Genomic DNA, 23,474 nt, shown 5'->3' with positions numbered 1-23,474 from the left:
ATACCCATGATATATCCCAGCCTCAAACGGAGGCCATCTCAAAGGCCTCCGGGGTGACGCCACCCAGGTGGGTATGACTTCGGGCTCGGTTATAAAAGACTTCGATGTAGTCGAACATATCTGCTTTGGCCAGGTCAGGGTTTTGTAAATCCGTTTCCAAACGTGTTCATTCCTCAGGTTGCTGAAAAAGGACTCAGCCACCGCGTTATCTCAACAATTACCCCGCCGGCTCATGCTGGGGTCCAAGTTGTGGGCGCGACAGAACCGGTGCCAGTCATCGCTCCCGTATTGTGAGCCTTGGTCTGAGTGGACCGGGCCCTTTTCCTTCGGCCGCCGTCGCCAAACGGCCACCAGCAGCGCGCCCACCACCAGGCTACGTTGCAGGGTGGTTTTCATGGACCAGTCAATACACGACTTGAGAACAGGTTTACAACCACCGCGAGATACAACCAACCTTGCCGGTTGCGGAGGTAGGTGATGTCGGCCACCTATCGCTAATTGGGTTGGGGTTGCCGGGGTTCGAATTCCCTGTTGAGATGGTTGGGAGCCACGTGGATTGGCTTACCGTCTTACTAGCCTTTGTGGCGGTTCTTGTACCCCCGCTGGGCGCGGATGCCCTCTACCTGCATGAGGCGATGCACTCGGTTCTTACTGCATTGCTTCCGAAGATCTTTCAGGTCCAGGGTGATGTTCCGGTAACCGTAAACACAGCCACTCTCCAGCCAGGCCTGCTTGATCAATCCGACAAGCCTGCGGTTGGCTTTCGCAGGAGGACTTTCCGGGGTGTGGAGCCAAGCATAAAAACCACTGAAATGGACCTTGAGTAAGCGGCACATGGCCCGGACTCGGAATTGCCTCTGGTGAGCCCTGATGAAGCGATACTTTCCTCGGGCTCCTTGCCAACGAACGCCGCCTTTTTTAATATGCCGAGCTCCTCCGTCACTCGGCGCAACTTGGTCCGCAGCTGGCGAAGCTGATCCTGCTGGTCGTTGATCTGTTTGTGCTGGCTTTCGGGATCGCCGTAGAGCTTGATCCATTTGTACAGGCTGCCAAAGATGATCCGCAGCCTCCGGCATACGTCAGCCATCTTATACCCCTTGTCGGTGACCTGTATCACTGCCTCGATTTTGAATTCTTCGGAGTACCGTTTTGCGCTCATCATCAACACCTGTAGACGTGAATAGACATTCGCTGCTTACAGATAGTTTGCGGGCATCTCTGATGCCTAGGAAGCGATCTTTTGATGTTGATGAGAAAGTCGACTTTCGTGTTGGTAAAGGGTAAGTATATTTATATATACTGTTCATTTCTGATTTTCCAATGAACATGTTGTTATAATTTAACTGTCAAGAGTCAAAATTTTTACAAAACAAGCTATATGTGTTGTTTTTTCCGGTGCTCAAAATGCTAATTTTTTTTATCTTTCTTTATTTTCATTTTACAAAGTGGTGATGGTGTAATGGGGGGGGTCTACTACACACTAGTGTTTTTCTTAGCAATGTTTTATGTTGTTTTTTCTGGTCGCTGCGGGATTAGGTTGTATAGCTTCTCAAATATGTTTTTTATTCTCGTGTTCCTTATGGTCGGCTTGCCTGGTTACTACGTCAGCGAAGGAACCATAGACAGCTTAGTAGAAAGGAGAGCTTCTGGTGGAATGAATTGGCAGTTGTATTGGATTTATTTATATAGTTTTTTTTCCGCTGTCTTTGGTTTGATGCTGGGTAGCCTTGCTATAAGAAATCGCTACATTCACCTTAAGAAGAGGAAAAAAATTAATTTAAGGCTTCAAGTTTTTTTATTGGCTTCGTTAGTTTACTCAATTTTATACTTTGTTTGGTTGCCATATATTCCTATCGCTCATATTTTTGCTGGTGGAAGCGTAGTCGAAGCTGTAATTCAGCGTCTTCATATTACTCACGGCTTGGCATCTCTTGAGCCGCCATTCCTTTTTAGGTTTTGGCGAAATGTCCTTCAATACTTTTTACCCATCGCATTTCTGATTTTGCTGGCGAGAAGGCGGTATTTCACTAAATCACGTACAAATATTATTCTTATTTTTGCTCTTTTTTTGTACATTTCTTTTTGCTTAACTTTTACGCTTGAGAAGGCTTCTTTTGTCTATTTTTTGGTCTCAATATTCTTTGTTTTATCTATGGTAGAGCGAGACAAAATTTTAAATTACAAGGGCATTCTTGGTATCTTTAATGGTAAGCTTCTAGTTATCTTTACCTTCTCACTTTTGGCTCTGATGGTATTCTATGAGAAGTTTATGGGCGATTCTGATATAACCTATATATTTTCTAGAATATTTCGGCAAACTGCGTCTAATTATTTGCAGATGCAGTATTTTGATGAGCTAGGAGCGCTTGGGATTTCGGGACTAGATTCGAAGTTGTTGAATTTTTTTGGAGGAGAGAGCCGATCAATTAATTTTAGTAAGATGGCAATAGAAGAGATGTACCCGGCGAACCGAGCGGAGGATGTAAGTGGCGCTGCCGGAGGAATGTTTGGGACAAATTTAATCTTCATATTTGGGTATTATGGTGCCCCGTTAATTTTTCTATATTGTCTCGCACTTGGTGCCCTTGATAAGATTTTTATTAACAGTGTTTTGTTTCAAAAAAGTGAGGAGCTTAAGATAATATTAGTGGCTTTTTACTCTGTTTTTGTGGTTTGGTATTCCATGCGGGCCATGAGCTCCCCTTTAACGATTTTTTCTGTTGATTACTTTTTAAATCCGTCATTTATTATACTTTTGTTGACTCTTTACTTCTTTTCCTATTTTGGTCTTTCGAGGTACAAATGAGTTTCGATTTTATCAAGTTTCTCTATATTAGGGCTTTTCCAAAATATTCAGAGTGCGAAGTGCTTTTTGTAAGGCATGATAACAATTGTGGCTATAAGTATGAGGGCAAGAAATATTCGCCTCTTATTGATTCTATTGCTGAAGTTTGTGATCACTTAGGTATAAGGTTCTTGATGCTTGCTAAAAACTATAGTAAGGCTTATGGTGATCGCGCTGCCAATAGTCCCTACTGTTACAATCTCTATTTTCTTTTGGATAGAATATGCATCGAGTTTTTTCGCTATTTCGTGAATAAGAAAGATTTCTTTCGTTTAAATAAAAGGTTAAGAGTAAGGCGTTGGGAGAAGGTGCTTAAAGCTTCGAACCCTTATTGTGTCATAGCAATTCAGCCTGATAAATATTTATGCCTAGCCGGCCACAGGTTAGGTGTAAAAGTATATGATTTTCAGCATGGGGTGATTTCGTCTAGCCACAATTGGTACGGGCAGTTTAAAAAAATGGATTTTGATAAAAATGAGATGCCATATGGGGTTATATGCTGGGATGATTCCGCCTTTGAGTATATAAAAAATTTAAGCTCTGAAAAAAATATTAAATCTTACAAGGTGAGTAATCCCTGGATTTTGCGTTTTTGTAATCCGTCTTCCAATGATGATTTGGTTAATGATGCAAAATCAGCACTCCCAAATATTAGTGCGCACAAGAATATTGTTGTTGTTAGTTTGCAGTGGGGGTTACGGGAAACTTATTACAGCGGTGAGAAGTTTAATGGTTTGATGTGTCAGGCTCTTGTTGATGTAATTAATGAATCGCAAAAAGATATTCTGTGGTATTTGAGGTTGCATCCAGTACAAATGGACTCAGCGAACATTAAAGAAGTCGATGAACAGTTAATGGGGATGTTTGGCACTAAAGAAAATGTTTTTTGGAGATCTCCAAGTATTGCTCCCTTGCCAGCCGTTTTGAGTTCGGCTTCCTTGCACATTACCGATATGAGTTCTGTAGTTATAGAGGCATCAATGTTTGGGGTAAGATCAGCAATACTTAGTCCTCATGTTGTTAAAGGTGGTTTGTTGGGAGATCTTTTTGAGTCTGAAAGAAGCTCAGGCATTGCGTCGACAATTGAACAAAATCCCGAAAAAATCAAGAGATGGATTGAAGGTTCATTGGCAGAAAAACCAAGGCGGACGCCTTACCTAAACTCCAGGCATTTGATTCACTTCCTTAATGAAAATTGCCGAGGTTCTTATGACAAAAATAGTTGACTACGGGATGGGGAATTGTGGTTCAATTAAAAATATGTTTCGTTATCTAGGGAGACTCTGAATAAGTCCCCAAAATCAGCGATAATACGGCCATCGTCAACCGCATAGGATCGTTGCCACCATGGATCAGATCACCTTCTCCGAAGCCGAATACCAGACCAAAAAGCGCAAAACCCGCCGCGAGATCTTTCTGGAACGGATGGACAAGCTGATTCCGTGGAAGCAGTTGGAAAAGAAGGTAGCCCGTTATTACCCCAAGGGCCAGAACGGGCGGCCTCCCTATCCTTTGTCTGCCATGCTGCGCGTTCACTGCATGCAGTTGTTCTATAACCTCAGCGATCCGGCCATGGAAGACGCATTGTACGAGATCGAATCCATGCGCCAGTTCGCTGGCCTCAAGCTTGATCGTCTGCCCGACGAAACCACGATCCTTAAGTTCCGCCACTTTCTGGAGCAGCATGGTCTCGGCAAGGTGCTGTTCAAAGAAGTGAACAAGCACCTGGAGAAAAACGGCCTGATGCTGCGTGAAGGCAGCATTGTTGATGCCACCATCATCTCTGCACCCAGCTCCACAAAGAACAGTTCTGGCAAGCGCGATCCGGAGATGCACCAAACCCGAAAGGGCAACGAATGGCACTTCGGCATGAAGATGCACATTGGTGTCGACGACACGCTGGGCCTGATCCACAGCATCGATACCACCGCAGCCAACGTTCATGACATTGTGCCCTCCGGAAAATTGCTGCACGGCGAAGAACGTCGAGTCTTTGGTGATGCCGGCTACCTCGGCATACAAAAGCGAGGCGAGCACAAGCACCGAAAAAATGTGTCTTGGTTCATCGCCAAGCGCCCGGGTTCACGGAAAACCCTGGATGCTGACAAGCTGAAAGCCGAGAAACTCAAAGCCAGCATCCGCTCAAAAGTGGAACATCCGTTCCGGTACATCAAGCAGGTGTTCGGCTACAACAAGGTTCGCTACCGCGGTCTGTCGAAAAACAGCAACCGGCTGCACTTGTTGGCCGCGTTCAGCAATCTGCTGATCGGTGAAAAATACCTGCTGGCGTAGGGCCAGTGCGCCTGTTTTCCGCCAAAATGGCGGGAAACGGGCAGAAAACATACAAATAAATGGGGAGTTGCGTCTGATTTTTCCGTTTTCTGCTGGCTCAAACGGATGCTGGTGAAAATCGACGGTTATTCAGACCTTCCATAACAAAATAAATTATGTGATTAGTGGTGGCAATATTGCGACCGAGTGCGTTTTCCCTAAAAGCTGGCATCATGCCGCAAAGGATGCAATTAACATGAAAGCGATTCATAAAAGATTTGGTCAACTTCCGTTAAAGGATTACAAAACCATTAGTTTCTTTCAATACTACTTTTATTATCCGTTTATTAAAAATATGAAAGCTGTTCGGCCATTGAATTACTTGCCGTATAGTAAGGATTCGGCTTTGAGTGAACTCCGGGGGAAAGTTGGGTACAAACCTTATGGTCGAAAGCACGGTGAATCACGATTCACCAAGTTCTTTCAAAATCATTATTTGCCAACCAAGTTTAATATGGACAAGCGTAAGCCTCATTTCTCCAGCATGGTGCTGGCAGGCTTGATGACGCGTGCACAGGCGTTGGAAGAGTTAGCGAAGCCTCTTTATGACGAAAATGAGCTGCGGGAGGACAAACATTACGTAGCGAAGAAACTTGGCATTACCGTTGAACAGCTTGACGAGTATGTTTCTTCCCCTGGCCATGCGTATTCTGAATACCCAAACTGGGATTCTCGATACGCGTTTATGAAACGCATACAGTCGTTAGTTTCCAAGGTGTTGGGCCGTAATGTCACAAACTACTCTTAAGATCGCCCACCTAACTTCCGTCCACTCCCGCACCGACACCCGTATCTTTCTCAAGGAATGCACCTCCCTAACCAGCCAACGCCACAATGTTTCGCTGGTTGTCGCCGATGGCAAAGGCGATGAACAAGAAGCGGGCGTGGCTATCCATGATGTCGGCGCTCCCAAAGGCCGCCTGGACCGCATCCGCAACGCGCCAAGCAGGCTGCTTGCCAGGGCCTTGGAGTTAAACGCAGATATTTATCACCTGCACGACCCGGAGCTACTGCCAATTGGGCTTAAACTGAAAAAGCGCGGCAAAAAAGTTATCTTTGACGCCCACGAGGATGTTCCAAAGCAGATTCGTGGCAAGCATTATCTCAACAAGCCTGCCAAATGGCTGTTGTCCAATAGCTTTGCCGTTTATGAGAAGTACGCCTGCCGCAAGGTGGATGCCGTTATTGCCGCCACCCCCTATATCCGCGACAAGTTCACTGCCATGGGCGTACGTTCGGTGGATATCAACAACTATCCGCTGCTGGGTGAGCTGTCTTCGGGCACGGTGGATTGGTCCCGGAAGAAAGCCCAGGTGGCGTATGTGGGTGGTTTGGGAAAAGTTCGAGGCATTCATGAAATGGTTCAGGCCATGGCGTACACCCGGGCAGACGTTCAGTTCACTCTTGGGGGCAATTTCACGCAAACCAGCTTTGAAGAGCTGGTAAGAAGTGAAGCCGGATGGCAGCAAGTAGATTTTCGGGGTTGGCTTGACCGTGAAGGAGTTAAAGCAGCGCTGAATGAATCTGTCGCTGGTCTGGTAACCCTTCATCCAATCATCAATTACCTGGATGCGCTGCCCGTGAAGATGTTTGAATACATGGCGGCCGGCTTGCCGGTGATTGCATCGAACTTCACCCTCTGGAAACAAATTATAGAAGGCAACCAATGCGGCCTCTGTGTCGATCCGCTCGACCCCAAAGCGATTGCTGAAGCGATTGATTATCTCGTTACGCATTCAGAAGAGGCGGAGCAGATGGGGCGTAATGGCCAGCGTGCTGTGAATGAGCGGTACAACTGGGGCATTGAGGAGCAAAAACTGCTCGAATTTTATAAATCACTGACTGACTGATTTACCATGCAACGAATACTGACAATCATCGGTGCACGCCCGCAATTTATCAAAGCCAGCGTGGTCTCGCGCGCCATCCAGCAAGCATCTGACATCGAAGAAATCATGCTGCACACCGGCCAGCATTTCGACGCCAACATGTCGGATATCTTCTTCAATCAGCTCAATATCCCGCGTCCCGATATCCAACTCGATATCCACGGTGGCAGCCACGGTGAAATGACCGGCCGTATGTTGGTTGAAATCGAGCAGACACTGTTAAAACACAAGCCGGATCGGGTATTGGTGTACGGCGATACCAACTCCACCTTGGCTGGTGCTCTGGCCGCAGCCAAGCTGCATATCCCTATCGCTCATGTAGAAGCAGGTCTGCGCAGTTTCAACATGCAAATGCCGGAAGAAATCAACCGTATTCTCACTGACCAGATCAGCGACCAGTTATTCTGCCCCACAAACACAGCGGTTAAGAACCTGGAAAACGAAGGTTTCGCTAACAAGCCAGTACAAGTGCTGAAACCCGGCGATGTCATGCAAGATGCGGCGCTACTGTTCGCGGAAAAAGCGATTACTCCGGCCGGTGGCGACTTGCCGGAGCGTTTCATCCTCGCTACCTTGCACCGCGCTGAGAACACCGACAACCCGCAGCGGCTCGCCAATATTGTTAATGCGTTGAACAAACTCCACCGCGATCAGGCACCGGTGGTGCTGCCTCTTCACCCACGCACCCGTAAGCTAATTGACCAGCAAGGCTTGGAATTGAACGCTCATGTGATCGATCCGGTGGGTTACTTCGAAATGGTTTGGTTACTTGACCATTGTGAGCTGGTGCTTACGGATAGTGGTGGCGTGCAGAAAGAAGCTTTTTTCTTTGGCAAAGCCTGTGTGACTATGCGCAACCAAACAGAATGGGTGGAGCTTGTAGAAGCTGGCGCGAACGAGCTTGTTGGGGCAGATGAAGAAAAAATTATTGACGCTGCCGGGCGGAACCTTGGGCGGCGGGTTAAGGATGTTGAGCAGTTATATGGGGGCGGGGAGGCTTCCCAACGAATTGTGGATGAGCTTGTGAAGGCGGGTGCATGACTAAGACGGTTTGGATTGTAAACCAGTATGCATCAACGCCAGATTACGGTTATGCAGGTCGCCATTATTACCTGGGTAAAGAGCTCGCTAAACTGGGGTATAAGGTGTATCTAATCACCTCTGGCTCCCACCATCTGTTACGTGAGCAGCCGTCGGTAAACTCCCGATTTGAACTGGAGCAGGTAACAGATGGTTTCAACATGGTATGGTGTGATTTGCCAAAATACAGCCAGGCCCATAGCAAGACCCGAATTTTAGGATGGTTCTTGTTCCCTTGGCGAATTCAAAAGCTCGCCAAGTTAATTCCAGATTCTCCCGATGTGGTTCTCTGCTCCTCGCCCTCGTTGCTTTCCTTTCTGGGCGCAAAACAGCTTGCCAGGAAATTCAAATCAAGGCTGGTGTTTGAGGTGCGGGATATTTGGCCTCTCACGTTAATAGATATCGGAGGCTATTCGCCTAGACATCCGTTTATCCGTTTACTGCAATGGGTGGAAGATAAAGCATATAGAGACTCGGATCGGGTGGTTTCCAATCTCAAAAACTCAGTTGAGCACATGGCCAGCCGTGGAATGAAGCGGGAGAAATTTGCCTGGGTACCGAACGGTTTTTGCCGGGATGAGGTTTCATTGAACACTCCGTTGAATCAGCGTGCTCAAAGCCAGCTGCCAGAAGGCAAGTTTTTGATCGGTTACACCGGTACTCTTGGGGTGGCCAATGCATTGGATACTCTGATTGAGGCTGCAGAGCAGTTGAGGGAATATCAGAGCATAGCATTTGCGCTGGTTGGGGATGGGAAAGAAAAGACAAACCTGGAGCGCATGGTGGCGGAGAAGGGGCTGACCAATGTCTTTTTTATAGACCCGATTCCCAAGGGGGAGATTCAGGCTATGCTGGCTCATTTTGACGCATGTTATATTGGGTGGAGAAAGGACTCTCTATATCAGTTCGGCATCGGAGCTAACAAGATACCGGAGTATTTATTCTCTGGTAGGCCTGTAATTCATTCCTACTCTGGTGCCTGTGATCCAATTTCTGAGTCTGGTGCTGGCCTTCAAATTCCTGCGGAAGATTTTGGGGCGCTTGCGGGCGCTGTATTGGAGGTATACCGGATGCAGCCAGAAACACGTAGCGAAATGGGTAAAAATGGTCGACGCGCTGCCGAGAAGGAATATGAATACTCCCAGTTAGCAAAAAAGCTAGCTCATGTACTGTTCGAACCAGAAAAGCCTGTTGCTTGATGATGATTTATGGTGCTGAATTCGCTCCTGTGGGGTAGGTATGAATGTGTTACTAACGGGCGCTACTGGCTTTATCGGTAGCAGGTTGGCCCGGGTATTGGGCGAGACTACAGGCACCGACTTGGTTTGTGCTGTTCGTCGAAAAAACAATGAGCTACCAGGGCGTCAAGTGGTTGTGCGTAGCCTTGATAGCCAAACAGACTGGGTATCTGCCTTGATTGGCCAGGATTTGGTCATTCATGTGGCAGCTAGAGCCCACATTCTGCAAGATGAGGTTGTTGATCCTCTCTCTGAGTACCGGCGAGTGAACGTGCAGGGGACGCTCAAACTTGCACGGCAAGCAGCTGAAGCCGGGATTCGCCGGTTTCTTTTTGTCAGCTCTATAGGCGTCAACGGAAATATAAATACCCGGCCTTTTAGAGAGAGTGACGAGCCTGCACCGGCAGAACCCTATGCGCAATCCAAATGGGAAGCGGAGCAGGGGCTCTGGAAAATTGCAAAGTCTACCGGTATGGAAATTGTGATCATTCGCCCTCCTTTGGTGTATGGCCCGAATGCCCCTGGTAACTTTGGCAGTTTGATGAAATGGGTTGGGCGAGGAATGCCTCTTCCTCTGGGCGCTATCCACAACAAGCGTTCACTCGTGGCTTTGGACAACCTGGTGGATTTAATCGTTACGTGCATTGATCACCCCGCTGCGGCCAACCAGGTGTTTCTTGCCGGTGATGGCCAGGATGTTTCCACTACTGAGTTGTTGCATGGAGTTGGCCGGGCCGTGGGTAAGCCCGCCAGGTTGGTTCCCGTGCCTGCGGGTATGCTGATGTTCGGTGCCGGTTTGCTGGGGAAGAAAGCCGTTGCCCAGCGGTTACTGGGTTCCTTGCAGGTGGATATTTCCAAGGCACGTAATCTATTGGGCTGGGAGCCGCCACTGTCTGTGGAGGAAGGGCTTCGGCGTTGTTTTGTTTCGGAGAATGCTTCTTGATTCGTTTATTTGATTTTTTCTTTTCGTTATTTGGTTTGCTGTTTGGCTTTCCGGTGCTGTTGCTTCTGGTGGTTATTGGCTTTTTCGATACCGGCTCTCCGGTTTTTTGCCAGGAGCGGGTAGGGCGCAACAAAAAGCCGTTCACTCTGGTTAAGTTCCGCACCATGAAAAAAGACACCGCCTCTGTCGCCAGCCACCTGGCCAGTGCCAGTGCGATTACGCCTTTCGGGCACTTCCTTCGCCGCACTAAACTAGATGAGTTGCCGCAGCTGTGGAATGTGCTGAAGGGCGAAATGAGCCTCGTGGGGCCCCGACCTTGTTTGTTCAATCAGGAAGAGTTGATTACCGAGCGTGAGCAGCGTGGTGTGCTGGCTGCCCGGCCGGGTATTACCGGGCTGGCGCAGGTGAATGATATTGATATGTCTACGCCTATGTTGTTGGCGGAGACGGACCAGAAGATGCTGGAGAGCCTGACAGTGGGTGCTTACTTCAAATATATCTTCATGACTGTGGCGGGTAAGGGTGCTGGGGATCGCGTACCAGGGAAAGATTAATTTCAGGAGTATTAGATGAAAATCGCCATTGCTGGTACCGGCTATGTAGGCCTTTCCAACGCCATGCTGCTGGCCCAGCACAACGAAGTGGTTGCTCTGGATATTGATCCGGAGAAAGTCGAGTTGCTGAACAACCGCAAGAGCCCGATTATTGATGCGGAAATATCCGATTTTCTGGCCAATAAGGAATTGAACTTCACCGCCACGCTGGATAAAGAGCAGGCGTATCAGGGGGCGGATTTTGTGGTGATTGCCACGCCCACCGATTACGACCCGCAGACCAACTACTTCAACACCAAAACCGTGGAATCGGTGATTCAGGATGTCATGGCCATTAACCCGGGCGCGGTGATGGTGATTAAATCCACGGTGCCGGTGGGTTATACCAAAGAGATTTGTGAGCAGTTTGAAACCAACAATGTGATCTTCTCGCCGGAGTTTCTGCGCGAAGGCAAGGCGCTGCACGACAACCTGTACCCCTCGCGCATTATTGTCGGCGAGCGTTCCGAGCGTGCCGAGGTGTTTGCCGGGCTGCTGAAGCAGGGCGCGGTAAAAGAGGACGCGCCGGTTCTGTTTACCGATAGCACCGAGGCCGAGGCCATCAAGCTGTTTTCCAATACGTACCTGGCCATGCGCGTGGCCTACTTCAACGAACTGGACACCTACGCCGCCCGGCATGGTCTGAACTCCCGGCAGATTATCGATGGCGTGGGGCTGGACCCGCGTATTGGCGATCACTACAACAACCCCTCGTTTGGTTATGGTGGTTATTGCTTGCCGAAAGACACCAAGCAGTTGCTGGCCAACTATGAAGATGTTCCCAATAACCTGATCAAAGCGATTGTGGATGCTAACCGTATCCGTAAGGACTTTATCGCGGACGATATTCTTGCCCGCAATCCGAAGGTGGTGGGTGTGTACCGTCTGGTGATGAAATCCGGCTCTGACAATTTCCGTGCTTCCGCCATTCAGGGAATCATGAAGCGCATCAAGGCCAAGGGTGTTGAGGTGATTGTTTATGAGCCGGAGCTGAAGGAAAACGAGTTTTTCCACTCCCGGGTTATTCGTGATTTGGATGCCTTCAAGCAAGAGGCGGATGTGATTGTTGCCAATCGCCGGAGTGAGAACCTCGCGGACGTTGAAGGCAAGGTGTATACGCGGGATTTGTTTGGTAGTGACTGAGTGTCCGTGGCCGAAAAGGAATTTCGATTAACTCCAAGGAACAGGAGGCACCATGAAAAACATCATCATTTGTTCAGACGGAACCTGGCAATCGCCGGAATCCGACACGTCCACCCACGTTCTGCGCCTGGCTGAGGGCATTGCCCCGGAGGATGCGACTGGTAACAAGCAGGTGGTGTTTTACGACTGGGGTGTGGGTTCGGAGGGAGACAAGTTCTCTGGCGGTATTACCGGCAAGGGCATCGACAAGAACATCCAGGATTGCTACCGCTTTGTGGTGCATAACTACGAGCCGGGGGATGCGCTGTATTTGTTCGGGTTTAGCCGCGGGGCCTATACGGTGCGCTCGCTGGCGGGGCTGATTCGTAACTGCGGGATTTTGCGGCGCGAACATGCCGAGAAGGTGGGCCATGCCTATGCCCTGTACCGCAACCGCGGCCCGGCCTCTGCCCCCGGGCGGGAGAAGGCGGAGACCTTCCGCAGGAACTACGCGGTGGCGGATGTCAGCCGTATTCATTTTATCGGGGTGTTCGATACCGTCGGCGCCCTGGGCATTCCCGCGCCGTTTCTGGGTACCCTGGGTACCAGCCGCTACCTGTTCCACGACACCGAGCCCAGCCGCATCATCAACCACGCCCGCCATGCGGTGGCGATAGACGAGATGCGCCAGGATTTCGAGCCAGCACTATGGAGCCCCAAACCGGGGATTGATCTGCAGCAGGTGTGGTTTGCCGGTGTGCATACCGACATCGGCGGCGGCTACCCGGACCACGCCCTGGGCGATATCCCCGGCGAGTGGATGGCCCGCGAAGCCCAGGCCTGCGGCTTGGGCCTGGAACCCCACTTCCTGCTGCGCCTGAACCCGGATTATGCGGGGCGGCAGCATAATGAGTACAAGGGCTTCTATAAGGCCATGGGCCGCAAGCACGTGCGGGCGGTGGAGCCGGTAGTGCATGAAAGCGTACGGCGGCGGTGGGAGGATGATTCGGTGCCGTACAAGAGCCCTGGTTTGGCGGAGTTGGTTGGGCGTTTGGGGTGGGACGGGATTGCTGTGGTGGGTGACTGCTAAAGACTTTTTTTGCCACTAACTAAAGGACACGAAAGGATAAAAAGTGTTTCTTATATGTTTTTTATAGGTTTTTCGTGTTCTTTCGAGATGGATTTCGTGGCAATAAATACCCCCACCCCTGAAAAGGTGGTTATGGTGTTGATAAAAACATCTTAGTGGTTATAGTAGCCACTAAAGGCAAAGGGATTTGCATGAAGAGTTCTGAAGTTAGAAAAATGCTTGAGAAAGATGGGTGGGAGTTGGTTCGTGTGACAGGTAGCCACCACCACTTCAAACATCCCGAAAAACCAGGATTGGTAACGTTGCCCCACCCGAAGTCAGATATTCCGAAAGGCACTCTAAGAAGTATTTGGAAACAGGCGGGGTGGAAGTAAATGTTTCGGCATAGGATGCCAAAAGCAGAGGTATTGGCTATGCGTTTTCCAGTTGCACTTCATACAGATGACGGCAAGCAATTTGGCGTAAGTGTGCCGGATATTCCGGGGTGTTTTTCTGCCGGTGATAGTGAAGATGAGGCTTTGGACAACGCCAAGGAGGCGATTTTGGGGCATCTGGAGTTGCTGGCGGAGATGGGGGAGGAGATCCCCTCTGCCCAGGCGATTGCTGTGCATCGGTGTAATCCTGACTTCGACGGGGCTATCTGGGGCTTTGTTGAGGTGGATATAACACCGTTTCTTGGTAAGGCCGAAAAGATCAATATCACTGTGCCGAGTCTGGTGTTGAAGCAGATTGACCGGTATGTGCAGGAGCACCCTGCCGAGGCTCGCTCCCGCTCGGCGTTTCTTACCGAGGCTGCTCTTGAGCGGATGCGAAAGGGGCATTCCTCGGTTGGTGCGTGATAAGGATAAGGATCTTTTTTTGCCACGAAATCCACGGAACGGGAGGCCCAGTTTCGGTTGAGCCGTTATGTTTTTCTATCGGCTCATATTTCATGCTAAGGTGAGCCGATAGGTTTCTTCTAATGGCTCATTCGATGTATACATGGCAACTGGACAACTGGCCCGCTTACAGCTTTGATCAGAAATCTGCAGAGCTCTGGACGAGTAAGGCTCTTGCGGCGTCTCATAAGATTCTTGGGGCGATGGCGGTTGTGCCGGAAAGCCTTGGTAGCGAAGCGAAGTTGGACCTTCTGGTCAGCGCTGCGATCGAAACCAGTGCGATTGAGGGCGAATCGCTTAATCGCGAGGATGTGCGCAGCTCCATCAAGAATCATTTTTTGAGCCCCAATGAGAAGATAGCGGTACATGACCCGGTAGCGGCAGGTATCTCCGCTCTGATTCTTGAAGTGATAGACCTTTACGAAGAACCATTAACAGCGGAACGCCTGCACCACTGGAATGAACTGGTGCTTCCGGCGCACAATTCTGGCCCGTTTCTGGGCCCGGCCGGCATGGCGGGGCAGTGGCGTACCCATCCAGATGCCATGCAGATAGTCTCTGGCCCTGTTCACAATCCGACGATTCACTTCGAGGCCCCGCCTTCTGTGCGTGTGCCCGAGGAAATGCAGCGGTTCCTGGATTGGTTTGAGGATGGCTCCCGCGCCTTACCCGGTGTGGCGCGTGCGGCAATTGCTCATCTGTGGTTTGAAACGATTCACCCCTATGAAGACGGTAATGGCCGGGTGGGGCGGGCTGTTGCGGATGTGGCTGTGTGCCAGATGCTGGGGCAGCCGCTGATGATGAGCCTGGCGACGGTGTTAAGCCGACATCGGAAGGCTTATTACCAGCAGCTTAACAAGGCGTCGAAAGATACGCTGGATGTGACGCCTTGGGTTAATTGGTTTGGCGAGCGGGTTGTTGAGGCGTTGGAAGGTGCGTTTGATGTTATTCAGTACGTGGTGAAAAAGGCCCGCTTCTGGGACGGGCTCGACACTGAATCGCTGAATGACCGACAACTTAAGCTGATTCGCAGGATGCTGGGCCAGGATGCGCCGAGCTTTGAAAATGGGATCAATGCGGCGAAATATCAGAATTTAACGCGTTGCTCCAAAGCCACGGCTACCCGGGATCTCCAACACCTGGTTGCGGAGGGCGTGCTGGCGCCCATTTATAGCAAAGGGCGCTATGCTCGGTATAAGCTGGACTTGTGATTAGTTGGGTTAAAGATTTTTTTTGCCACGGAAGGACACGGAAAAAAGATTAAAGAAAAGTATTTTTCGCTTACCGTTTATGCTTTTAAAAGCTTGCTATTCTGCACCAATAGTATGATGTTGGGGGTGCTTTATGACGACTGTTCGCAAGACAATCACTTTGACAGATACCCAGAGCAACTGGGTTAAGTCTCGGATCGCTCGTGGTGATTTTACAAACGATAGTGAGTACTTTCGCGATTTGATCCGAAGGGATCAGGAGCGCAGTGCCGGGCTGGAGCAATTGCGGGCAGCACTGCTAGAGGGGGAGGAAAGCGGTTTTAGTCATCGCACACTGGAGGAGATTCGTCGGGCAGCCAGGGAGACGGCGCTTGAGAGGATGCGAAAGGGGCATTGAAAGACTAGAGAAAGGAATTTCAATTAACTCCAGGGAAGGGGGCACCGCGCGGAGTCGCTATCGACCACGCTCTGACCGGCAACTGGCATGGTTTCAGGGATTGCCACATCAAGCCAGACCTGGTTTTGATCTACAGAGTTGATAACGGCACGCTGCCCCCCTGTCACCTTCATCATTGATAAACTGCTAGACTGTCCGTTACCGGTTTGAAGAGGAGTTGAGAGATGTACGCCATTGAATTCGAGGCCGACATCAAAAAAGGGCTGGTGCGAATTCCAAAGGAGTATTCGCAATTGTCGGACGGCCATGCTCGCGTGATTGTGATGGTCCGGGAGGAGGTTGTTCCTTCGTCCAAGGAGGCGCCACTGGATTTTAGCGATCTCGATATTGATGCGTTCAAAGGAAAGGACGCGGTAGCTATTCAAAGGGAAATGAGGGATGAGTGGTAAGTATTTGCTGGATACCAATGCTGTAATTTACGCGTTGAACCAAAAGCTGAGACTTCCTCCCGCGCATTATGCGGTTTCTGTAATCACCAAGATGGAGTTGCTGTCTTGGCCATCACTGACAGGAAGTGATGAGGCAGCTCTACAGGCGGTATTAAAAAATCTCACCGTATTCGAGTTACTGAGCTCCGTTCAGGAGACTGCGATCAAAATTCGTCGAAACACCTCCCTTAAACTCCCGGATAGCATAATTTCTGCGACTGCCATAGTGGGCGGCTATGTGTTGGTTACTGACGATGTAAAGTTGTCGGCCCGGCATGTTGGAACTGTCGTTAGTTTGGCTGAGGTCGTTGGAGGTGGCTGACTTTGGTTGGTGATTATTGAGAGATTCTTTTGCCACGGAAGAAAAGAACTGAAAGCCTCTTAGCCACGGACACTCACGGACACTCACGGACAAGTGATTTCACGGACAGAAATTAGAGGTTGTTATGCTCAGGGATGAGGAGCTGACTTATCGCATTCGCGGTGCTGTTTATGAAGTTAATAAGGTACTGGGGCCTGGGTTTCTGGAGGCGGTGTACCAGAATTCGTTAGCCTATGAGTTGCGCCAGCGCGGGCTGGAGGTGCAAGCCGAGGTACCGGTAGTTGTTAACTACAAGGGCCAGCCCGTTGGCGAGCATCGCCTGGATCTTTTGGTTAACCGTGCGATTGTCTTAGAACTGAAAGCCCAGCTAAGGCTGCCATTGTCAGCCGAGCCGCAGCTGATTAATTACCTGAAGGCCACCGGCCACAGAACCGGCTTGCTAATAAACTTCACCTTTCCCAAAGCCACAATCAAAAGAATCGTACTATAGGCTGTGTTACCAGTGACCGCTCTTTTCGTCCGTGAGCGTCCGTGAGTGTCCGTGGCCAAAAACAGGAATCCTCCCAAGCTATGAACAAAGTACTGGCAGCCTACAAAGAACACACCCCCAACCCCCAGAACCCCGCTGAACGAGTTACCTTCGGCACTTCCGGCCACCGCGGCACGTCGTTAAACCGCAGTTTCAACCGCTACCACATCCTGGCCATCACCCAGGCGGTAGTGGACTGGCGGAACAAGCAGGGCATTTCCGGGCCAATGTATGTGGGCAAAGACACCCATGCCCTGTCTGGCCCCGCGATGGATTCGGTGTTGGAGGTGTTGGCGGGTAACAGCGTGGTGACGCGGGTGGATTCTGCCGGGGGCTTTACGCCCACGCCGCTGGTGTCCCACGCCATTCTGGTGCACAACGCTGATAAGCCGGCGGCATTGGCGGATGGGTTGATTATTACGCCGTCTCACAATCCCCCGGAGGATGGCGGGATAAAATACAACGGCCCGGACGGCGGCCCGGCAGGTACGGAGGCTACCGGCTGGATTGAGCGGCGGGCTAATGAGCTTCTGGAAGCCGGATTGGCGGGTGTGAAGACGTCTCCGCGCCGGCAGGCGGTGGTGGCGGCCGAGCCCTGGGATTTTGTGCAGGAGTACGTGCAACGGCTGGGGCAGGTGGTGGATATGGAGGCGATTGCCCGCAGCGGCCTGAAACTGGGTGTCGACCCCATGGGCGGCGCGGCGCTGGCGGTTTGGGATGCCATTGCCAAGCACTATGGCCTGGACCTGGAAGTGGTGAACCGCAAGCAGGACCCGGATTTCGCCTTCATGCCCCCAGACCACGACGGCAAGATCCGCATGGATTGCTCCAGCACTGCCGCCATGGCCAACCTGCTGACCATCAAAGGCCGTTTCGACCTCGCCTTTGGCAATGACCCGGATGCCGACCGCCACGGCATTGTCGACGCCGCCGGCCTGATGAACCCGAACCATTACCTGGCGGTGTGCATCGATTACCTGCTCAGCCACCGGCCGCAGTGGGGCGCGGGGCTGAAGGTGGGTAAAACCCTGGTGTCGTCTTCCATTATCGACCGCGTGGTAGCCGGCCAAGGCCGGGAGTTGTACGAAGTGCCCGTGGGCTTCAAATGGTTTGTGGAAGGCCTGCACACTGGCGAGCTGGTGTTCGGCGGCGAAGAAAGCGCCGGGGCGAGTTTTCTGACCTTTGATGGCCAGCCCTGGAGCACCGACAAAGACGGCATTATTTTGTGTCTGCTGGCGGCGGAGACTCGCGCCAAGACCGGTAAGTTGCCCAGTGAGTATTATGCGCAGCTGACGGAGAAATACGGCGCGCCGGTGTATCGCCGTAAAGACTTCCCCGCCACCGCTGAGCAGAAGCAAAAGCTGAAAACCCTGAAGCCGGAGGATTTGCCGTTTACCGAGCTGGCCGGGGACCCGATTGTGGAAGCCATGACGGTTGCGCCGGGCAATGGTGCGGCGATTGGTGGGCTGAAGGTGACGACCCGCAATGGGTGGTTTGCGGCGCGGCCTAGTGGGACTGAAGACCTGTGTAAGATTTATGGGGAGAGTTTTTTGGGGGAGGGGCATTTGGAAGAGATTTTGGTGGAGGCCGAGACTTTGCTGGGTACCGAAGGGGTCTGACCCTACGGGTCAGACTCCCTGACCATCCGCCAAAGTTTGGAGTGAGAGGGGTCTGACCCCTGCGGGGTCAGACCCCTTTGCCGACTCCGAAGATGCCCCGAAGGGGTCTGACCCTACGGGTCAGACTCCCTGACCATCTGCCAAAGTTTGGAGTGGGAGGGGTCTGACCCCTGCGGGGTCAGCCCCCTTTGCCGGGCCCCAAAGTTTGACAAAGCTTAACAACCTCCCCACTCCCCGCTAACGCAAAAAGCTGTCACAATTCCGGAAGAACAATTTTCCCGCAGTAACCAGGATGCTCGCATGTTCAAGGAACGTTTGATTCGCCTTAGCTATGCCCAGAAGCGTTCGCTTCAGATCGTTGTGGATGTTTTGTTGATCTGGACAGCCCTGTATCTGTCGCTTTACTTGCGGATGGCGGGCGAGGGCTGGGTGTGGCCGCAGGGGAATCAGCCCTGGTTGTTTGTGTTGGCGCCGATGATGGCGTTGCCGGTTTATATTGTGACCGGTATGTACCGGGCGGTGATGCGACATTTTGGTGGCCAGGCGCTGTATACCATTTTCAAGGCGGTTACGCTCGGGTTCCTTACGCTGATTGCTGTGGTGGTTGCGGCCAAGGCAACGGGTTGGGATTTGCTGTTCCCTCGTTCTTCTATGGTGTCGTACTGGTGGTTGAGCCTGTTGCTGATCGGCGGTTTGCGGCTGGCGGCGCGGCAGTATTTTATGGGTGACTGGCTGCTGGGAGGCGGCACCATTATCGGTAACAAGCGGGTGGAGACCGATGGTGGCCTGCCCATTGCCATTTATGGCGCGGGTGCGGCGGGTAACCAGTTGCTGGCGTCTTTGTGGGTGGGGCGTCTGTATAAGCCCATGGCGTTTATCGACGACGATCCGAGCCTGGTGGGCCGCAGCATTGCAGGTTTGCCGGTGTATTCGTCCCGCCAGGTGCCGAAAATGCTGGATAAAACCGGCGTGAAGGAAGTGTTCATGGCCATTCCTTCGGCCACCCGCGCCGAGCGGCAGGAGATTCTGAACAACCTGGCCCGCTTCCCCGTTCATGTTCGCTCCATTCCCGGCATTATGGATATCGCCAGCGGCAAGGTGAAGGTAGATGACCTGCAGGAAGTAGACGTGGCCGACCTGCTGGGGCGGGACCCGGTGCCGCCGGTGGATGACCTGTTCGGCCGCTGCATTGAAAACCAGGTGGTGATGGTAACCGGCGCGGGCGGCTCGATTGGTAGCGAGCTGTGCCGGCAGATTGTGAATGTCGGCCCGAAGGTGCTGGTGCTTTATGAGCATAACGAGTACGGGTTGTATGCGATTCATACCGAGCTGGAAGGCTGGGTGAAATCCCAGAAGCTGGATGTGCAGCTGGTGCCGATTCTGGGCTCTATCCGCAACGGCTCGCGCCTGCGGGATATTATGACGGTGTGGGGTGTGGATACTGTTTACCACGCCGCGGCCTACAAGCACGTGCCCATGGTGGAGCACAATGTGGCCGAGGGCATTCTGAACAATGTGTTCGGCACCCTGAAGGTGGCCCAGGCGGCGATTATCTGCAACGTGCCTAACTGTGTGCTGATATCGACCGACAAAGCCGTGCGCCCCACCAATGTGATGGGCGCCACCAAGCGCCTGGCGGAAATGGTGCTGCAGGCCCTGAGTGCGGAGCAGGCGCCCAAGCTGCTGGGTGACGATTCCGCGGTTAGCCGGGTAAACCGCACCCGCTTTACCATGGTGCGCTTTGGCAATGTGCTGGGCTCGTCTGGCTCGGTGATTCCGCTGTTCCGCGAACAGATCCGCCGCGGCGGCCCGGTAACGGTGACCCACAAAGACATTACCCGCTTTTTCATGACCATCCCCGAAGCGGCCCAGCTGGTGATACAGGCCGGCTCTATGGGGCAGGGCGGTGATGTGTTTGTACTCGATATGGGCGAGCCGGTGCGGATTGTCGAGCTCGCCCGCCAGATGATTATGCTCTCCGGCCTTACCGTTCGTGACGAGGCCAACCCCAACGGGGATATCTCCATCGCCTTCAGCGGCCTTCGCCCCGGCGAAAAGCTGTATGAAGAACTCCTGATAGGGGATAACCCCGAGACCACCTCCCACCCCAAAATCCACCGCGCCAACGAAGATTTCCTGCCCTGGCCCGAACTGCGTGCCATCCTGCTTGCCCTGCAAGACGCCGTAGAATCCGATGCTTATGAGGATGTGCGGGAGTTGTTGTTGAGTACGGTGCAGGGGTATGCGCCTAGTAATGGGATTGTGGATTTGATTTGGGAGAAGCGGGGGAACTTGGGGTGACGGTTTGGTACCCGATGGCTGCCTGAACTTTTTGTGAAACCATTAAACAAGGATTGTTGAATGATTGAGATTTTGCACCATGGAGCGGTGAATGGGGTGACTGGCTCTTGCCATGAGCTTCGGGTTATGGATGCTGGCATCCTCATAGACTGCGGCCTGTTCCAGGGCCAGGAAGAAAAGCAGCGCGCCAATGCTGGCGACCTCGCCATCGATTTCCCCATCTCCCACATCCGCGCCCTGGTGGTCACCCACGTCCACATAGACCACGTAGGCCGCATTCCCCACCTTCTGGCCGCCGGCTTTGATGGCCCTATCATCTGCTCCGAGCCTTCCTCCATCATGCTGCCGGAAATTCTGGAAGATGCCCTGAAGATTGGCTTCACCCGGGATCGTTCGTTAATCAACCGCGTGTTGGATTTGATCCGCTCCCGTATTGTGCCGGTGCCTTATGGGCAGTGGCATGAGGTATTTGATGAGGGTGAGTGTTCGCTTTCGGTGCGCTTGCAGAGGGCTGGGCATATTCTTGGTTCAGCGTATGTGGAGTGCGATGCCAGGGCCGGGAATCATGAAGAGCGTGTGGTGTTCAGCGGGGATTTGGGTGCGCCTCACTCGCCGCTGCTGCCGGAGCCGGTTTCGCCTGAGCGGGCAGACCGGTTGGTGATTGAAAGCACTTACGGCGATAAAGATCATGAAGGTCGGGAAACCCGGCGGTATCGGTTGAAGCGGGTGCTGGAACATGCGCTGGCAGATGGGGGTACTGTGCTGGTGCCGGCGTTTAGTATCGGGCGGACGCAGGAGTTGTTGTATGAGATTGAGGGGTTGATTGCTGAGTTTGGTGATGAGCCTGTTGCTGAGCTTGGTGCCGGAGGGGTCAGTCCACGTAGGGGCAGACCCCAGTCAGGCTCCAGTGAAGGGCTCACCTGGGACCAACTAGAGATAGTTGTAGATTCGCCCCTGGCCGCCGAGTTCACCAAAATCTACCGCGACCTCAAACCCTTCTGGGACGCCGAGGCCCGCGCGCTGGTGAAAGCCTGCCGCCACCCGCTTTCCTTCGAACAGCTCACTGTGATCAACTCCCACGAAGACCACCTGAATGCCGTAGAATACCTGGCCAAATCCCACCGCCCCTGCGTGGTGCTGGCCGGTTCCGGCATGTGCGCCGGGGGCAGGGTGGTGAATTATCTGAAAGCTATGCTGGGTGATGCCCGTAACGACGTGTTGTTCGTCGGCTACCAGGCCGCGGGAACCCCGGGCCGGGATATTCTCACCTATGGCCCTCGTGGTGGTTGGGTAGAACTGGATGGCGAACGTTACGACATCCGCGCCCAAGTTCACCAGGTCGGCGGCTACTCCGCCCACGCGGGGCAGAGTGATTTATTGCGGTTTGTCGAAGGTATTCCTCAAGCGCCCAAGGAGATTCGTGTGGTGCATGGGGATGATGATGCCAAGGCGCATTTTAAACGCCTTTGTGAGGATCGGGTTTCTGGTTCGTCAGTGCTCATTCCTGGGTGAGCGTAGATTTTGCTTAGGTAATCGACAAGTAGTCGATTTGGTGTGTAATATTTACGCATGGACCTTGAGCGGAAGTTACAAACATTCGGGAGCATTCCTTTCAACCATGCTTCACTCTTGTCTTTGCTTGGCGAATACCGCAGGCCGAACGACAAGATAGCGAAGCTGGTAGCGGAGGAGGTTCTGGTGCCCTTGAAAAAGGGGGTTTATGTTCTGGGCCCGGCTTTGCGCCGGGAGCCACTGAGTTTGCCGCTGATTGCGAATAATCTTTACGGTCCTTCGTGTGTGTCGCTTGACTGGGCGCTTGCCTGGCATGGCTTGATTCCTGAGGGTGTTTGGGGGGTAACGTCGGTTACGTCGCGGCGTGCTAAAAGTTACCGAACACCGGTTGGGAGCTTTTCTTATCAGCATGTTCCCGTTGAATTGCTCTATGTTGGCGCGAGGATCGAGCGTGTTGAAGGTGGTGCCGGGTGCCTGGTTGCGGGGCCAACCAAGGCGCTGTGTGACAAGCTTTTACTCACACGCAATCTCCGGTTGTTTTCAGCAGGGGCAATGGAAGCGTTTCTGGAAGAGGATTTGAGAGTAGACAGGGAGTGTTTGGAGGAAGTTGATATGGATGTTTTGAGTGTTTACCGGGGGGGCGGGCACAAGGCGGCCTTGATTGAGCTCCTGGGGCAGGTGCTGGAGAGCTGGCGATGAGCGTGATTGATCAGATGCTGGCCCGGTATCCGGTGGGTGAAGGGCAGATGGACCTCGCGCTACGTGAGGTCATGCAGGAAATTGCTCTGGCTGGTTTGTATCGTGGTGGCTTTTTTGACAACGCGGCGTTCTATGGTGGAACGTGCCTGCGGATATTCTATGGGCTTCCGCGCTTCTCCGAGGACTTGGATTTTTCGCTGCTTCAAGCGGATCCGGATTTTTCCTTAGAGCCGTTTTTCCGGGCTATGAGTTATTGTCAAATCTGGTGTATGACCATCAGGCAGCGTTCCTGCCAGATTGATCTTCCACCTGTATTCCATCCTGAAACTGCACGTTGTCCACGACCAGCTTCAGTTGGTCAAACCCCTTGATTCGCTTCCAGCGTTT

General features: G+C 52.1%; 23 protein-coding genes and 2 pseudogenes. 24 read left to right on the top strand and 1 reads right to left on the bottom strand.

From position 1 onward, the window contains the following. Positions 1 to 22: 22 nt before the first annotated feature. A pseudogene (locus AC13DJ_RS10675) lies at positions 23 to 1,159 on the bottom strand (IS3 family transposase). Between the two features lie 300 nt (positions 1,160 to 1,459). Here AC13DJ_RS10675 and AC13DJ_RS10670 point away from each other — a divergent pair. From AC13DJ_RS10670 to AC13DJ_RS10555, 24 genes and pseudogenes are all read left to right on the top strand, one after another. After that, a complete protein-coding gene (locus AC13DJ_RS10670) occupies positions 1,460 to 2,806 on the top strand; it encodes a hypothetical protein (protein WP_482933723.1) in 1,347 nt (448 codons plus the stop codon). Beyond that, positions 2,803 to 4,071, top strand: coding sequence for a hypothetical protein (locus tag AC13DJ_RS10665; protein WP_482933722.1), 1,269 nt, complete (start codon positions 2,803 to 2,805; stop codon positions 4,069 to 4,071). Before AC13DJ_RS10670 ends, AC13DJ_RS10665 begins: the two co-directional genes overlap by 4 nt. A 121-nt stretch (positions 4,072 to 4,192) precedes the next feature. Beyond that, on the top strand, positions 4,193 to 5,137 hold the full coding sequence (locus AC13DJ_RS10660; RefSeq protein ID WP_482933721.1) for an IS5 family transposase: 945 nt from the start codon (positions 4,193 to 4,195) through the stop codon (positions 5,135 to 5,137). 235 nt (positions 5,138 to 5,372) lie between these two features. Then, positions 5,373 to 5,924 (top strand): adenine nucleotide alpha hydrolase family protein, encoded by a 552-nt coding sequence (locus AC13DJ_RS10655; RefSeq protein ID WP_482933720.1) that lies wholly within the window; start codon positions 5,373 to 5,375, stop codon positions 5,922 to 5,924. Beyond that, positions 5,905 to 7,026 carry a glycosyltransferase family 4 protein gene (locus AC13DJ_RS10650; RefSeq protein WP_482933719.1) on the top strand — a complete coding sequence of 374 codons (1,122 nt, stop codon included), beginning with the start codon at positions 5,905 to 5,907 and terminating at the stop codon, positions 7,024 to 7,026. The genes AC13DJ_RS10655 and AC13DJ_RS10650 overlap by 20 nt, the downstream gene beginning before the upstream one ends. 6 nt (positions 7,027 to 7,032) lie before the next feature. Then, positions 7,033 to 8,106, top strand: coding sequence for a non-hydrolyzing UDP-N-acetylglucosamine 2-epimerase (gene wecB / locus AC13DJ_RS10645; protein WP_482933718.1), 1,074 nt, complete (start codon positions 7,033 to 7,035; stop codon positions 8,104 to 8,106). After that, positions 8,103 to 9,344 (top strand): glycosyltransferase family 4 protein, encoded by a 1,242-nt coding sequence (locus tag AC13DJ_RS10640; protein ID WP_482933717.1) that lies wholly within the window; start codon positions 8,103 to 8,105, stop codon positions 9,342 to 9,344. Before wecB ends, AC13DJ_RS10640 begins: the two co-directional genes overlap by 4 nt. Positions 9,345 to 9,384: 40 nt before the next feature. Further along, a complete protein-coding gene (locus tag AC13DJ_RS10635) occupies positions 9,385 to 10,326 on the top strand; it encodes a UDP-glucose 4-epimerase family protein (RefSeq protein WP_482933716.1) in 942 nt (313 codons plus the stop codon). Further along, positions 10,323 to 10,880: a sugar transferase gene (locus tag AC13DJ_RS10630; RefSeq protein WP_482933739.1), complete on the top strand. Its 558-nt coding sequence runs from the start codon at positions 10,323 to 10,325 to the stop codon at positions 10,878 to 10,880. Before AC13DJ_RS10635 ends, AC13DJ_RS10630 begins: the two co-directional genes overlap by 4 nt. A gap of 15 nt (positions 10,881 to 10,895) precedes the next feature. Beyond that, a complete protein-coding gene (locus tag AC13DJ_RS10625) occupies positions 10,896 to 12,062 on the top strand; it encodes a nucleotide sugar dehydrogenase (protein ID WP_482933715.1) in 1,167 nt (388 codons plus the stop codon). A gap of 52 nt (positions 12,063 to 12,114) precedes the next feature. Then, the gene (locus AC13DJ_RS10620; RefSeq protein WP_482933714.1) at positions 12,115 to 13,131 is read left to right on the top strand and encodes a DUF2235 domain-containing protein; all 1,017 of its coding nucleotides are present in this window, start codon (positions 12,115 to 12,117) and stop codon (positions 13,129 to 13,131) included. A 191-nt stretch (positions 13,132 to 13,322) separates the two neighbouring features. Further along, complete coding sequence (locus tag AC13DJ_RS10615) at positions 13,323 to 13,505, top strand: type II toxin-antitoxin system HicA family toxin (RefSeq protein WP_476131134.1); 183 nt, start codon at positions 13,323 to 13,325, stop codon at positions 13,503 to 13,505. 39 nt (positions 13,506 to 13,544) lie between these two features. Continuing rightward, a complete protein-coding gene (locus tag AC13DJ_RS10610; RefSeq protein WP_474540291.1) occupies positions 13,545 to 13,970 on the top strand; it encodes a type II toxin-antitoxin system HicB family antitoxin in 426 nt (141 codons plus the stop codon). A gap of 122 nt (positions 13,971 to 14,092) precedes the next feature. After that, positions 14,093 to 15,220 (top strand): Fic family protein, encoded by a 1,128-nt coding sequence (locus tag AC13DJ_RS10605; RefSeq protein WP_482933713.1) that lies wholly within the window; start codon positions 14,093 to 14,095, stop codon positions 15,218 to 15,220. A gap of 133 nt (positions 15,221 to 15,353) precedes the next feature. Next, positions 15,354 to 15,617, top strand: a complete 264-nt coding sequence (locus AC13DJ_RS10600; RefSeq protein ID WP_474540264.1) for a type II toxin-antitoxin system ParD family antitoxin — start codon at positions 15,354 to 15,356, stop codon at positions 15,615 to 15,617. Between the two features lie 59 nt (positions 15,618 to 15,676). Then, positions 15,677 to 15,796: a type II toxin-antitoxin system mRNA interferase toxin, RelE/StbE family gene (locus AC13DJ_RS10595; protein ID WP_474540290.1), complete on the top strand. Its 120-nt coding sequence runs from the start codon at positions 15,677 to 15,679 to the stop codon at positions 15,794 to 15,796. A 45-nt stretch (positions 15,797 to 15,841) separates the two neighbouring features. Beyond that, positions 15,842 to 16,066: a hypothetical protein gene (locus AC13DJ_RS10590; RefSeq protein WP_474540263.1), complete on the top strand. Its 225-nt coding sequence runs from the start codon at positions 15,842 to 15,844 to the stop codon at positions 16,064 to 16,066. Further along, positions 16,056 to 16,427: a type II toxin-antitoxin system VapC family toxin gene (locus AC13DJ_RS10585; protein ID WP_474540262.1), complete on the top strand. Its 372-nt coding sequence runs from the start codon at positions 16,056 to 16,058 to the stop codon at positions 16,425 to 16,427. The genes AC13DJ_RS10590 and AC13DJ_RS10585 overlap by 11 nt, the downstream gene beginning before the upstream one ends. 124 nt (positions 16,428 to 16,551) lie before the next feature. Continuing rightward, positions 16,552 to 16,917 carry a GxxExxY protein gene (locus tag AC13DJ_RS10580; protein WP_289103057.1) on the top strand — a complete coding sequence of 122 codons (366 nt, stop codon included), beginning with the start codon at positions 16,552 to 16,554 and terminating at the stop codon, positions 16,915 to 16,917. 41 nt (positions 16,918 to 16,958) lie between these two features. Then, positions 16,959 to 18,575, top strand: a complete 1,617-nt coding sequence (gene pgm, locus AC13DJ_RS10575) for a phosphoglucomutase (alpha-D-glucose-1,6-bisphosphate-dependent) (RefSeq protein WP_482933712.1) — start codon at positions 16,959 to 16,961, stop codon at positions 18,573 to 18,575. Positions 18,576 to 18,875: 300 nt separating this feature from the next. After that, a complete protein-coding gene (locus AC13DJ_RS10570) occupies positions 18,876 to 20,876 on the top strand; it encodes a polysaccharide biosynthesis protein (protein ID WP_482933711.1) in 2,001 nt (666 codons plus the stop codon). 60 nt (positions 20,877 to 20,936) lie between these two features. Then, positions 20,937 to 22,388 (top strand): MBL fold metallo-hydrolase RNA specificity domain-containing protein, encoded by a 1,452-nt coding sequence (locus tag AC13DJ_RS10565; protein ID WP_476131346.1) that lies wholly within the window; start codon positions 20,937 to 20,939, stop codon positions 22,386 to 22,388. 57 nt (positions 22,389 to 22,445) lie between these two features. Beyond that, the gene (locus tag AC13DJ_RS10560) at positions 22,446 to 23,087 is read left to right on the top strand and encodes a type IV toxin-antitoxin system AbiEi family antitoxin domain-containing protein (protein ID WP_476131344.1); all 642 of its coding nucleotides are present in this window, start codon (positions 22,446 to 22,448) and stop codon (positions 23,085 to 23,087) included. Beyond that, positions 23,084 to 23,296 (top strand): annotated as a pseudogene (locus AC13DJ_RS10555) (nucleotidyl transferase AbiEii/AbiGii toxin family protein); the annotation flags it as partial. The gene AC13DJ_RS10560 and the pseudogene AC13DJ_RS10555, both read left to right, overlap by 4 nt. Positions 23,297 to 23,474 lie beyond the last annotated feature (178 nt).

Source organism: Marinobacter sp. L-46 (assembly GCF_056859535.1).
The sequence above is the reverse complement of the archived record's forward strand: the minus strand, read 5'-3'. Positions and strand labels throughout refer to the sequence as shown.

Excerpts from the sequence above, each read along its gene's own strand:
- AC13DJ_RS10670 (WP_482933723.1), top strand. The coding sequence starts at position 1,460 with ATGGGGGGGGTCTACTACACACTAGTGTTTTTCTTAGCAATGTTTTAT.
- AC13DJ_RS10665 (WP_482933722.1), top strand. The coding sequence starts at position 2,803 with ATGAGTTTCGATTTTATCAAGTTTCTCTATATTAGGGCTTTTCCAAAA.
- AC13DJ_RS10660 (WP_482933721.1), top strand. The coding sequence starts at position 4,193 with ATGGATCAGATCACCTTCTCCGAAGCCGAATACCAGACCAAAAAGCGC.
- AC13DJ_RS10655 (WP_482933720.1), top strand. The coding sequence starts at position 5,373 with ATGAAAGCGATTCATAAAAGATTTGGTCAACTTCCGTTAAAGGATTAC.
- AC13DJ_RS10650 (WP_482933719.1), top strand. The coding sequence starts at position 5,905 with ATGTCACAAACTACTCTTAAGATCGCCCACCTAACTTCCGTCCACTCC.
- wecB (WP_482933718.1), top strand. The coding sequence starts at position 7,033 with ATGCAACGAATACTGACAATCATCGGTGCACGCCCGCAATTTATCAAA.
- AC13DJ_RS10640 (WP_482933717.1), top strand. The coding sequence starts at position 8,103 with ATGACTAAGACGGTTTGGATTGTAAACCAGTATGCATCAACGCCAGAT.
- AC13DJ_RS10635 (WP_482933716.1), top strand. The coding sequence starts at position 9,385 with ATGAATGTGTTACTAACGGGCGCTACTGGCTTTATCGGTAGCAGGTTG.
- AC13DJ_RS10625 (WP_482933715.1), top strand. The coding sequence starts at position 10,896 with ATGAAAATCGCCATTGCTGGTACCGGCTATGTAGGCCTTTCCAACGCC.
- AC13DJ_RS10620 (WP_482933714.1), top strand. The coding sequence starts at position 12,115 with ATGAAAAACATCATCATTTGTTCAGACGGAACCTGGCAATCGCCGGAA.
- AC13DJ_RS10615 (WP_476131134.1), top strand. The coding sequence starts at position 13,323 with ATGAAGAGTTCTGAAGTTAGAAAAATGCTTGAGAAAGATGGGTGGGAG.
- AC13DJ_RS10610 (WP_474540291.1), top strand. The coding sequence starts at position 13,545 with ATGCGTTTTCCAGTTGCACTTCATACAGATGACGGCAAGCAATTTGGC.
- AC13DJ_RS10605 (WP_482933713.1), top strand. The coding sequence starts at position 14,093 with ATGGCTCATTCGATGTATACATGGCAACTGGACAACTGGCCCGCTTAC.
- AC13DJ_RS10600 (WP_474540264.1), top strand. The coding sequence starts at position 15,354 with ATGACGACTGTTCGCAAGACAATCACTTTGACAGATACCCAGAGCAAC.
- AC13DJ_RS10590 (WP_474540263.1), top strand. The coding sequence starts at position 15,842 with ATGTACGCCATTGAATTCGAGGCCGACATCAAAAAAGGGCTGGTGCGA.
- AC13DJ_RS10585 (WP_474540262.1), top strand. The coding sequence starts at position 16,056 with ATGAGTGGTAAGTATTTGCTGGATACCAATGCTGTAATTTACGCGTTG.
- AC13DJ_RS10580 (WP_289103057.1), top strand. The coding sequence starts at position 16,552 with ATGCTCAGGGATGAGGAGCTGACTTATCGCATTCGCGGTGCTGTTTAT.
- AC13DJ_RS10570 (WP_482933711.1), top strand. The coding sequence starts at position 18,876 with ATGTTCAAGGAACGTTTGATTCGCCTTAGCTATGCCCAGAAGCGTTCG.
- AC13DJ_RS10565 (WP_476131346.1), top strand. The coding sequence starts at position 20,937 with ATGATTGAGATTTTGCACCATGGAGCGGTGAATGGGGTGACTGGCTCT.
- AC13DJ_RS10560 (WP_476131344.1), top strand. The coding sequence starts at position 22,446 with ATGGACCTTGAGCGGAAGTTACAAACATTCGGGAGCATTCCTTTCAAC.